We start from the raw sequence: 11,004 nt of genomic DNA, 5'->3' as shown, positions 1-11,004 counted from the left end.
GGAGCCACACCGCTATGGTGCCGCAGCAGAAGACCAGCCCCATGCCCTTCCATCGTTACGAGCCCTTCGCTCCGGTGGACCTGCCCGACCGCACCTGGCCTTCGAAGTCCATCACCGAGGCCCCCCGCTGGCTGTCCACCGACCTGCGCGACGGCAACCAGGCGCTGATCGAGCCGATGGACTCCGCACGCAAGCACGAGATCTTCCAGCTGCTGGTCCGGATGGGCTACAAGGAGATCGAGGTCGGTTTCCCCTCGGCCAGTCAGACCGACTTCGACTTCGTCCGGTCGCTGATCGAGGACGACCTGATCCCCGGCGACGTACAGATCTCCGTGCTGACCCAGGCCCGTGAGGACCTGATCGAACGCACCGTGCAGAGCCTGGTCGGCGCCAGGCGCGCCACCGTGCACCTGTACAACGCCACCGCGCCCACCTTCCGCCGCGTGGTGTTCCGGGTGGATCGCGAGGCATGCAAGAACATCGCCGTCGAGGGCACCCGGCACGTGATGCGCTTCGCCGAGCAGTACCTGGCCGGGACCGAGTACTTCGGCTACGAGTACTCGCCGGAGATCTTCGTCGACACCGAGCTGGACTTCGCCCTGCAGGTCTGCGAAGCGGTCATGGACGTCTGGCAGCCCGGCCCGGGTCGCGAGATCATCCTGAACCTGCCCGCCACCGTCGAGCGCGCCACCCCCAACGTCTACGCCGACCAGATCGAGTGGATGAGCCGCAACCTGACCCGGCGCGAGCACGTGGTCCTGTCCGTGCACCCGCACAACGACCGCGGCACCGGCGTGGCCTCGGCGGAACTGGCCGTCATGGCCGGGGCCGACCGGGTCGAGGGCTGCCTGTTCGGGCACGGTGAGCGCACCGGCAACGTCTGCCTGGTCACCCTGGGCATGAACCTGTTCAGCCAGGGCGTCGACCCCGAGATCGACTTCTCACGGATCGACGAGATCCGCCGCACGGTCGAGCACTGCACCCAGCTGCCCGTCGCGCCCCGCCACCCCTACGGCGGCGACCTGGTCTACACGGCCTTCTCCGGCTCCCACCAGGACGCCATCAAGAAGGGCTTCACCGACCTGGACGCCCGCGCCGCCGAGGCCGGCAAGCAGGTCGAGGACTACCCCTGGGACGTGCCCTACCTGCCCATCGACCCCAAGGACGTGGGCCGCAACTACGAGGCGGTCATCCGGGTCAACAGCCAGTCCGGCAAGGGCGGCGTCTCCTACGTCATGCAGCGGGACCACTCCCTGGACCTGCCGCGCCGGCTGCAGATCGAGTTCTCCCAGGTCATCCAGAGTTTCATGGACGCCGAGGGCGGCGAGTTCCCGGCCGAGCGCATCTGGGAGATCTTCTCCGAGACCTACCTGGCCGAGCGCGGCCCGGTGGCGGTCCTGGCGCACCGCTCCAGCACCTCCGAGGACGGCACGTACACGATCGAGGCCGACGCCCGCGTCAACGGTGAGATCCGCGAGCTGAGGGGCACCGGCAACGGCCCCATCTCCGCGTTCGGCGACGCGCTGGCCGACGTGGACGTCAAGGTCCGGGTCATCGACTACGTGGAGCACTCCATGGGCGAGGACGGCAACGCCCGCGCCGCCGCCTACGTGGAGGCCGAGATCGACGGCAGGACGGTGTGGGGCGTGGGCATCCACAGCAGCATCACCACCGCCTCCCTGAAGGCCGTGTGCAGCGCCATCGGCCGCGCCTGACCCACACCACCCGGCACCCCTGGCACGGGAGCCCGGTACCCCCGGCACTGAGCGGACGGGGCCCGCGACACACGTCGCGGGCCCCGTCCCGTGTCCCGGTCCCAGCTCCAGGGACCGGCGCAGGGTTCGGCGGTCGGGGTTCAGAAGGAGCCCAGGTGCCCGGGGTCGGCCAACCCCAGAGTGGAACAGAAGTCCCGGTTCACCCCGACCAGCTCGGACACGGCAGCGGGACGCCGGCTGGTCGCGGCCAGGTCCGCCTGCGCCTCGGCGGACCAGAGGAACGGGTACACGGTGAGGCCCGTCGACGGGTGCAGGGCTGAGGCCTCCGCACGCCAGTCCGGCCAGCGAAGGCCCTCGTAGAAGTCGGTCAACCGCCCTGCCAACATCCATTCCCACCAGCCGGAGTAGCCGGCACCCAGGGGCTCCCACTCCAGGCTGTCCGGTGCGAAGTAGACCATCCCACCCGGTTCTCCCGGGTGGTCCGGAGCCTCGGTCTCCGGCCCGTTGAGTGCGAAGACACCGCCGAGCACATCGTGCGCGACCACCAGGCGTGCCGGACGCACCGACCCGACCTCTCCGGTCATGTCGTTGACCTGGTCCAGCCCGGGCAGAGCGGCGCAGCCGCCGCCGTGTACCCGCAGCCACCCGTCGTCCAGCAGGAGCCCGCCGGACTCCAAGGCGACCGCACCCAGGACGGAACCGGCGCTCACCTGGAGCCGTACCAGGCATCGGCCCCGGTGCTCGGGGGCCGGTGGCAGTACCAGTACGTTCAGGGGGCTGCTCTCACACCTCAGGGCCAGCTCCGGCCAGGCGGGGTGCTCGACGTCCACCAACTCACTCAGCTCACGCATGTGCACATCGTTCCACCCCGGACGCCCGCATCGGCCGCTCGTAAGGGGCGATCCCCGGAGCGAGGTCACAGGTGGAGGGAGAACCCGCCGCCCTCCCCGGGGGTGAACCCGCAGGAACGGTAGAAGGCGTGCACGTAGGCGTCCTCGGCGGCCAGGAACCGGATCCTGTGGCAGCCCTCCCGCTCGCCCAGTCCCCGCACGGCGGCCAGCAGCAGGCGGCCCACGCCCCGGCGGCGATGCGCCTCGGCGACCACCAGGTTCTCCAGGACCAGGCACGGCCGCCCGCCGCGGCCGAGATCGGCCATGACCACGCAGTCCACCGTGCCCAGCAGTTCACCCGAACCGTCCTGGGCCACCAGCAGGGTCCGCCCGTCCTGTGCGGCGATCTCCGACCAGACCCGGGCGGCCTCCGCCTCCGGCATCGGCGGGTCCTCCGGGTGCCTCTCGCCGAGCAGCCGGAGGACCCGCGAGAGGTCGGCACGGCCCGCGGGACGGATCTCGATGCTCACACCGCGCACTCTAACCGCCGCGGAGACGGCACGCCCTCCGACTACTCGTAACCGAACTTCTGGGTCCAGGCGTTGCCGGACTCACCGACCCCGATGGCCTCGAGGTCGCAGTTGAGGATGTTGGCCCGGTGGCCGGGGCTGTTCATCCAGGCGTCCATGACCTGCTCGGCACTGGTCTGACCCTTGGCCACGTTCTCCGCCCCCCAGGCGTCGTAGCCGTGCCGCCGTGCGCGCTCGCCCGGCCCCTCGCCCTCGGGGCTCTCGTGGGCCATGTAGTCGCGGGCGTCCATGTCCTCGCTGTGCTCCTGAGCGGCGCTGGTGAGCCGGTCGTCCACGTGCACCGGGTCGCAACCGTTCGATGCGCGCTCGTCGTTGACCAGGTTCACGACCGCCGAGGTCGACGAGGAGCCGTCGGCGGACTGGCCGCCGCCTCCGCGGCCCCCGTCACCGTTCCCGCCGCCGTTGCCGCCTCCGCCACCGCGGCCGCCCCCACCGTCGGCGGAGCCCTCGGGCTCGTCGGACCCCGCGGACTCCTCCGTGGCGGAGGAGCCGGTGACGCTGGAGCTCTTCGGGGCGCTGTCCCCCCGCGGTTCGGCGGTACCGGGAGCACTGGTGGGTGTGGCGAAGAAATCGTCCTCGGGCTCCGTGTCCGGGACCCCGGAGTCGTCGGCCGCGGTGCCACCGAACCCACTGCCGGCGCCGTCGGCGGCGGTCGTGCCGTCCGCGGGGTCCGGGTCCTCGCCGAGCCCGGTGAGGACCAGGGCCCCGGCCAGGGTCAGCCCCACGGGGACCGCGACCATACCGGCCACCAGCGGCACCCTGCCGCGCCGTCCTTCACGGTCCGAGCGCTGTTCGCGAGCGCTCGTCCTGCGCCTGCCTCGGCGACCTCGCGCCATATCGCTCTGCCTTCCGTACCGGGATCGGGAATCGTTCGGGCACCCCTGCGGGGCGGTCGGGTACACGCGGTCCCGACGGGGTTCCGCCGCCGGGGCCTGTGGTCTTCCCCGGGTCGGTTCTTCCCGTGCCCATGACCACGTGTGGAATCGGTGGTCTGATGCTGGGCGGGCTCTTCTTCCGGTTCCGGGCGATGATGCCGCGGGGGAGGGGCGGTGGGCCCGAAACCGTGTGCCCTAGCGCGTGAGAGTAGAGCAAATACTGTGAAAAGGGAATCCAAACCGTAATGAACCAGCTCAAGGGGCTGGGCGTCCGCGCGAGACGGTCGTCGCCATCCGCGACAATGGGGATGTGAGTCTCTACCGCGACGAGGGCGTCGTCCTGCGCAACCAGAAGCTGGGCGAGGCCGACCGTATCGTCACCCTCCTGACCCGCCGCACCGGGCTGGTGCGCGCCGTCGGCAAGGGCGTGCGCCGCACCAAGTCGCGCTTCGGCGCCCGGCTGGAGCCGTGCACCCATGTCGACCTCCAGTTGCACACCGGCCGGACCCTGGACGTCATCACCCAGGCCGAGACCGTACGCGCCTACGGCAAGACGGTCGTGTCCGACTACTCCCGCTACACGGCGGCCACCGCGATGCTGGAAACCGCGGAAAAGGTCGTCGCCGTGGAGAAGGACCCGGCGCTGCGCCAGTTCCTCCTGCTCATCGGCGCCCTGCGTACCCTGGGGGAGGGAAGCCACGACTCCAGGCTGGTCCTGGACGCCTACCTCCTGCGCTCCCTGGCCGTCGCCGGGTACGCCCCCGCCCTGACCGAGTGCGCCCGTTGCGGAAGTCGGGGGGAGCACCGTGCGTTCGCGGTCCACGCGGGCGGTATGGTCTGCTCGGTGTGCCGTCCGCACGGTTCCACGCACCCCTCGCCCGAGACGCTCCGGCTGATGTCGGCGCTGCTCGGGGGCGACTGGGACAGCGCCGACGCCAGCGACGGCAGGCATCGCTCCGAGTGCAGCGGGCTGGTTGCGGCCTACCTGCAGTGGCACCTGGAAAACGGAATCCGATCACTGCGCCATGTGGAGCGTTCTTGAATCTGTTCAGCTTCGACAACGGTAAGCGGCGTGAGCGGGACCACGCCGCGCCCGTCCCGCACCCCAGCGGGGCTCGGCCCCCCGAGGTCCCCGCCGACCTGGTGCCCCGCCACGTGGCCGTGGTCATGGACGGCAACGGCCGTTGGGCGAAGGAACGCGGCCTGCCGCGTACCGAGGGGCACAAGGCCGGTGAGTCCTCCCTCTTCGACGTGATCGAGGGCGCTCTGGAGATGGGCATCCCCAACCTCTCCGCCTACGCCTTCTCCACCGAGAACTGGAAGCGCTCGCCCGACGAGGTGCGCTTCCTCCTCGGTTTCAACCGTGACACCATCCGCAACCGCCGCGACGAGCTGCACGCCCGCGGCGTGCGCGTCAAGTGGGCCGGACGCTCCGGGATGCTCTGGAAGAGCGTCATCCGCGAGCTCAAGGACGCGGAGGAGATGACCAGGGACAACACCCGGCTCACCCTCCAGTTCTGTGTGAACTACGGCGGGCAGGCGGAGATCGTCGACGCCGCGCGCGAACTGGCCCGCCAGGCCGCCGCCGGGCGGATCTCCCCGGAGAAGATCACCGAGGACACCCTGGCCCAGCACCTCTACGCCCCCGACGTCCCGCCCGTGGACCTCTTCGTGCGGTCCTCCGGTGAGCAGCGGCTGTCCAACTTCCTCCTCTGGCAGTCCGCCTACGCGGAGTTCGTCTTCCTGGAGACGCTCTGGCCCGACTTCGACCGCCGCGACCTGTGGCGGGCCTGTGAGATCTACGCGAGCCGGGACCGCCGCTACGGCGGTGCCGTGCCCAACCCGGTGGCTGAGGAGACCAAGTGATGGCCAAGACGAACCGCTCGGAGGAGACCTCGCCGATCAGGCCGGGGATGACGCTCGCCTCGCTCGGCGACAGCTTCACCGAGGGCGTGGGCGACCCCTACCCGGACGGCAGCGGTGTCTTCCGGGGGTGGGCTGACCGGCTGGCCGAGCACCTCGCCGACCACGTGGGCGAGATCGGATACGCCAATCTGGCCGTGCGCGGCAAGCTCATCCGCCAGATCGTCACGGACCAGGTCCCGCCCGCCCTGGAGATGGCGCCGGACCTGGTCACCCTGTGCGCGGGCGGCAACGACCTGCTGCGCCCGGCGGGCGACCCCGAGCGGCTGGCGAAGATCCTGGACCGCACGGTGAGCCGCCTGCGCGCCAACGGCAGCCAGGTCGTGCTGTTCACCGGCGTCAACGTGGCCACCGGGTACATGCGCGGCACCATCGGCCTGTTCGCGCGCTACTACATGAACGTGCGCGCGATCGCCGACAGGTACGACTGCTTCCTGGTCGACCAGTGGTCCATGGACGTGCTGACCGACTCCCGCGCCTGGGACGAGGACCGCCTGCACATGTCCCCGGAGGGGCACCGCCGCCTGGCTCTGCGGGTGGCCGAGGTCCTGGGCGTGCCCACCGGGCAGCGCTGGGACGAGCCCTGGCCCGCGGCCGAGCCGGTCAGCTGGACCGAGGCGCGCAGGGACGACCTGCACTGGCTCAAGGAGTCCCTGGGGCCGTGGATCGGACGCAGGCTCACCGGAAGGTCCTCGGGTGACACGGTGACCGCCAAGCGCCCCGAACTGACCCCGCTCACGAAGGACCGCTGACACCCGTCGGGAGGGCCGCCCGGTCGGCGGCCCTCCCGGGTGCGCCGAGGTGTGAGTTCCGCCGCAAAAGGCGGCGAACCGCCAACCTACTGTCGCGTAACCAGAGGGTCGGGTTGGATCATCGGACACCATGAGCGGTGTGCCTACCGGATCCTCCGGTGACCTGAAAAGCAAGGACATCCTGTCCTACGTCGCCCTCGGTGACAGCTTCACCGAGGGCATGAGCGACCCCTACCCGGACAGCGACAGCGTGCCCAACGGCCGCTATCGGGGTTGGGCCGACCGCCTGGCCGAACACCTCGCCGCGCACGTGTCCGAGGTCCGCTACGCCAACCTCGCCATTCGCGGGCGCCTCATCGCGCAGATCCGGGACGAACAGGTCCCGCGCGCGGTCGAGATGAAGCCCGACCTGGTCACCCTGTGCGCGGGCGGCAACGACATCCTCCGCCCCGGAAGCGACCCCGACCAGGTCGTCGAGATCTTCGAATCGATGGTCGCGGACCTGCGCGCCACCGGTGCCCGGGTGGTCGTCTTCACCGGCTTCGACACCAACTGGCAGCCGGTCATGCGGCACCTGCGCGGCAAGATCGCCACCTACAACATGCACATGCGCGCCGTCGCGGACCGGTACGGCTGCGACGTGGTCGACGTGTGGAGCATGAAGGTCCTCTCCGACTCCCGGGCCTGGAACTGGGACCGCCTGCACCTGTCCTCGGAGGGCCACCGCCGACTCGCCCTGCGGGTGTGCGAGGTCCTGGACCTGCCGGTGGACTCCGACTGGAACCAGCCCTGGCCGCCCCCGGAGCCCCGCGACTGGCGCACCGCACGCCAGGAGGACCTGCACTGGGCGCGCGAGTTCCTCGTCCCGTGGATCCACCGCCGCCTCACCGGCCGCTCCTCCGGCGACGGCGTGAACGCCAAGCGCCCCACCCTGGAACGCTGCGAGCCCGGCGACGGACGCCGGGTGTAGACACCGCGAGGGGCCGCCACCCGGTAACGGGCGGCGGCCCCTCGCGGTGTCGGCCCCGCGGTGCGGGCGGCCCCGGCCGCCCGCACCGCGCGTCCGGTCAGGGCAGGTCGGTGGAGCCGAACACCGGGTAGTGGTCCGAGTAGTCGTCGTAGGTGTAGTCGCGGCCCCAGGAGCTGACCGTCCAGGGCTCGCTCTTCACCGGCCGGGTCTCGTTGACGTAGGTCTGCGGGGACGCGTCGCCGATCGGCAGGACGTGGTCCAGCTGCTCCGGGGCCCAGTCCGGGTACTCCTCGGCGGCGATCGAGTTGGTCTCGGTGTTCCAGGAGGCCGTGTCGTTGGCGGCGACGGGCTCCACGGCGCCGAGCTGTTCGAGCGCGCGGTCCCACTCCCGGCCGCCGCCCACGATGTTGAGGTCGCCCGCCAGGTACACCGGCTCGGTGTCGAGGACCTCCTTCTCCTCCAGTACGGAACGGATCTGGTCCAGCTGCTGACCGCGGATCCGCTCGTCCTCCCCGTCCCCGCAGGAACCGTCCTCGGACTGCATGTGGGTGCCCACCACGTGTAGCGGGCCGTCGGGGGTGTCCAGCTCCACGTAGGCGAAGCCCTTGTTGGAGAACCAGTCGGCGCCGCAGGCGCTGGTGAAGACGTGCTGTTCACTGCGGACGATCGGCCAGACGCTGTGCACGCTCACCCCGCCGTTGGTGACGGTCTCGTGCCGGAAGCCGGTGGTGCGGTCCCAGCCCGACTCCGAGCGGCCCAGGACGGGTGTGGCGTGCGGGTACTCCTCGGCCAGGCCCTCGCGCAGGCGTCCGGCACTGGAGTTCTCGAAGAGCTCCTGGAGCACCACGACGTCCTGACCGGACAGGACGCCGTCGTCCGCGATCAGGTCGGCGCGGATGTCCTGGCCCCAGTTCGGGCAGAGGGCCTTGGGCATCAGGAACGTGTTGTGGGTGACGATGCGGGGGGCTGGCTGGGAGGCGGGTGCCGAATCGGCGAAGGCGGGGGCGGCGGACAGGAGCGGGGTGATGAGCAGCGCCGTCAGGAGCGCTGCCGTGGTTCGTCTGTACACGGTCGCACAGCCTGGCCCAGCCGTGACACGGGATGGCTACTGGCGGGTAACCAATGTGTGGAGTTCGTGTGCACGACGGGCCCCGTACACACCCGGCCGGGTGCGCACGGGGCCCGCGACGACCCCTCTCCGGGGTCAGGTCTGCTGCACGGCCCGCAGGGAGCAGTCGGCGCAGGTACCGAACACCTCCACCGTGTGGGTCACGCCGGTGAAACCGTGCTCTGCACCGATCTCCGTGGCCCACTTCTCCACGGTGGGACCCTTGATCTCCACCGCGGTGGAGCAGGTCCGGCACACCAGGTGGTGGTGGTGGCTCTCGGTGTCACACGCCCGGTAGACGGCCTCGCCGTCGTCGGTGCGCAGCACGTCGACCTCACCGGAGTCGCTCAGGGCCTGCAGGGCCCGGTACACCGTGGTCAGACCGATCTTCGACCCGTCGGCCCGCAGGTCCGCGTACAGGTCCTGCGCGCTGCGGAAACCGGAGGCATCGGTCAGCGCCTGCCGAACGGCCTCGCGTCGTGTGCTCATGGTGTCACCCTCCCCCGATCTGTCTGGGGCATCGTATCTGCCGGACCCCCCGGCACGGTCTGCAGGGGCTCCGGTGTCCGGCGCCTGCCCGCACGGCGCAGGGCCCCGCCCACGACCACCGAGAGGCAGAAGATCGCCAGTGCCAGCAGCACGATGGTGGCCCCCGGGGACAGGTCCGAGTAGAAGGCCGTGGTCAGTCCGCCGAGCGAGGAGACCAGGCCGATCAGGACCGCCAGCCCCATCGTCACCCGGAAGCTGCGGCTCAGCTGCTGGGCCGCGGCGACCGGGACGATCATCAGGGCGCTCACCATCAGCACACCGACCACCCGCATCGCGATCACCACGGTCAAAGCGGCGGTGACCGCCAGCAGGATGCTCAGGAAGCGCACCGGGAGCCCGTGGGCCCTGGCCACCTCCTCGTCCTGGCACAGCACGAACAACTCGCGGCCGAAGACCGCCAGGACCACGGTCACGCCCACGGCCAGCACACCCACGATCCAGATGTCCTGTTCGCCCACGGTGCTCACCGAACCGAACAGGAAGGACGTCAGGGTGGCGTTGCTCGCCCCCGGGGTCATCCCGATGAGCAGGACGCCGCCCGCGATGCCGCCGTAGAACAGCAGGGCCAGGGCCACGTCGCCGCTGGTGCGCGTGCGTACCCTGACCAGCTCCATGACGATGGCGCCCAGGGTGGCCGTGACGGCGGCGGTCAGCACGGGGGAGGTGCTCGTCAGCAGGCCCAGGGCCACGCCGGTGAGGGCGATGTGGCCGATGCCGTCGCCCAGCAGGGCGAGGCGGCGCTGGACCAGGAAGGTGCCGATGATCGGGGTGACCAGCCCGACCAGCAGCGCGGCGAGCAGCGCACGCCGCATGAACTCGTACTGGAGCAGCTCAGTCACGGCGGGGCACCTCCAGACGGATCATCTCCGCGCCCGTGCCGGTGTCCGCGGGGCTCGGGTCGGGGTCGTTGGGATCGGGATGGGGGTGCTGGTGCTCGTGCCCGGGGCGCGCGCACTCCCCGGTGGCCTCGGGCGCCTCGCCGTCGTGCACGACGCGGCCGTGCTCCAGCACCACGGCGCGTTCGATGACCTCCTCCAGGGGGCCCAGCTCGTGCAGGACCAGGACCACGGTGCTGCCCTGGTCGCGCAGCCGGGTGATGGCCCCGGCGAGGGCGCGCTGGTTCTCCGCGTCCACCCCGGCCATGGGTTCGTCCATGACGAAGGTGTCGGGCCGTCCGGCGAGCGCGCGGGCGATGAGCACCCGCTGCTGCTGGCCGCCGGAGAGCTCGCGCACGGCGTCCCCCGCCCGGTCGGACAGGCCGACGGTGTCGAGGGCCTCGTCAACGGCGGCCCGGTCGTCCTTCGTGGTGAAGGAGAGGCGTCGGCGCGCGGCGACCTGTCCGGAGGCGACGATCTCGCGCACGGTGGCGGGCACGGCGCCTCCTGCGGTGAGCCGCTGGGGTACGTACCCGATCCGGCGCCAGCCGCGGAACCGGCGCAGGGGAGTGCCGTGGATCCGGATCTCGCCGGAAGTGAGGGGAACGATACCGAGCATCGCGCGCATCAGGGTCGACTTGCCCGAACCGTTGGGCCCCAGGACGGCCATGGTCTGACCCGCGGGTATGTCGACGCTGACGCCGTTGAGGACGGGGACGCCGTCGTAGGCGGCGTGCGCGTCGATGGCCTGGAAGGCGGGAGGGGTTTCGGAGGCCCGGCCCCCGGCCCCCTTGAACTGGGCAGACACTCACCCAGT

12 protein-coding genes are annotated in these 11,004 nt (G+C 71.1%); 5 read left to right on the top strand and 7 right to left on the bottom strand.

Annotation, left to right across the window (positions count from 1 at the left end; genetic code table 11):
* The first annotated feature begins 14 nt into the window (after window positions 1-14).
* Window positions 15-1,715, top strand: a complete 1,701-nt coding sequence (gene leuA, locus AC0VYD_RS18675) for a 2-isopropylmalate synthase (RefSeq protein WP_475476771.1) — start codon at window positions 15-17, stop codon at window positions 1,713-1,715.
* Window positions 1,716-1,855: 140 nt separating this feature from the next.
* On the opposite strand, the gene AC0VYD_RS18670 is transcribed toward leuA, so the two are convergent.
* The 3 genes from AC0VYD_RS18670 to AC0VYD_RS18660 form a co-directional block, all read right to left on the bottom strand.
* On the bottom strand, window positions 1,856-2,566 hold the full coding sequence (locus tag AC0VYD_RS18670) for a DUF2625 family protein (RefSeq protein ID WP_475476770.1): 711 nt from the start codon (window positions 2,564-2,566) through the stop codon (window positions 1,856-1,858).
* A gap of 65 nt (window positions 2,567-2,631) precedes the next feature.
* Entirely contained in the window at window positions 2,632-3,075 is a 444-nt protein-coding gene (locus AC0VYD_RS18665; protein ID WP_475476769.1) for an N-acetyltransferase family protein, read from the bottom strand.
* A gap of 41 nt (window positions 3,076-3,116) precedes the next feature.
* On the bottom strand, window positions 3,117-3,884 hold the full coding sequence (locus AC0VYD_RS18660) for a CAP domain-containing protein (RefSeq protein WP_475476768.1): 768 nt from the start codon (window positions 3,882-3,884) through the stop codon (window positions 3,117-3,119).
* 436 nt (window positions 3,885-4,320) lie between these two features.
* Here AC0VYD_RS18660 and recO point away from each other — a divergent pair, with 436 nt between their 5' ends.
* From recO to AC0VYD_RS18640, 4 genes are all read left to right on the top strand, one after another.
* Window positions 4,321-5,052: a DNA repair protein RecO gene (recO, locus tag AC0VYD_RS18655; RefSeq protein ID WP_475476767.1), complete on the top strand. Its 732-nt coding sequence runs from the start codon at window positions 4,321-4,323 to the stop codon at window positions 5,050-5,052.
* A complete protein-coding gene (locus AC0VYD_RS18650; RefSeq protein ID WP_475476766.1) occupies window positions 5,049-5,876 on the top strand; it encodes an isoprenyl transferase in 828 nt (275 codons plus the stop codon). The genes recO and AC0VYD_RS18650 overlap by 4 nt, the downstream gene beginning before the upstream one ends.
* A complete protein-coding gene (locus AC0VYD_RS18645) occupies window positions 5,876-6,685 on the top strand; it encodes an SGNH/GDSL hydrolase family protein (RefSeq protein WP_475476765.1) in 810 nt (269 codons plus the stop codon). The genes AC0VYD_RS18650 and AC0VYD_RS18645 overlap by 1 nt, the downstream gene beginning before the upstream one ends.
* A gap of 130 nt (window positions 6,686-6,815) precedes the next feature.
* Window positions 6,816-7,655, top strand: coding sequence for an SGNH/GDSL hydrolase family protein (locus AC0VYD_RS18640; protein WP_475476764.1), 840 nt, complete (start codon window positions 6,816-6,818; stop codon window positions 7,653-7,655).
* 97 nt (window positions 7,656-7,752) lie between these two features.
* Here AC0VYD_RS18640 and sph read toward each other — a convergent pair whose 3' ends face one another.
* From sph to AC0VYD_RS18620, 4 genes are all read right to left on the bottom strand, one after another.
* Window positions 7,753-8,724: a sphingomyelin phosphodiesterase gene (gene sph, locus AC0VYD_RS18635; protein ID WP_475476763.1), complete on the bottom strand. Its 972-nt coding sequence runs from the start codon at window positions 8,722-8,724 to the stop codon at window positions 7,753-7,755.
* Window positions 8,725-8,859: 135 nt separating this feature from the next.
* Window positions 8,860-9,252: a transcriptional repressor gene (locus tag AC0VYD_RS18630; RefSeq protein WP_473038714.1), complete on the bottom strand. Its 393-nt coding sequence runs from the start codon at window positions 9,250-9,252 to the stop codon at window positions 8,860-8,862.
* The gene (locus AC0VYD_RS18625) at window positions 9,249-10,151 is read right to left on the bottom strand and encodes a metal ABC transporter permease (RefSeq protein ID WP_475476762.1); all 903 of its coding nucleotides are present in this window, start codon (window positions 10,149-10,151) and stop codon (window positions 9,249-9,251) included. Before AC0VYD_RS18625 ends, AC0VYD_RS18630 begins: the two co-directional genes overlap by 4 nt.
* On the bottom strand, window positions 10,144-10,995 hold the full coding sequence (locus AC0VYD_RS18620) for a metal ABC transporter ATP-binding protein (protein ID WP_475476761.1): 852 nt from the start codon (window positions 10,993-10,995) through the stop codon (window positions 10,144-10,146). Before AC0VYD_RS18620 ends, AC0VYD_RS18625 begins: the two co-directional genes overlap by 8 nt.
* Window positions 10,996-11,004: the final 9 nt, after the last annotated feature.

Source organism: Nocardiopsis sp. iso_40, from assembly GCF_056173285.1.
This window is presented reverse-complemented; position numbering and strand designations above follow the sequence as displayed.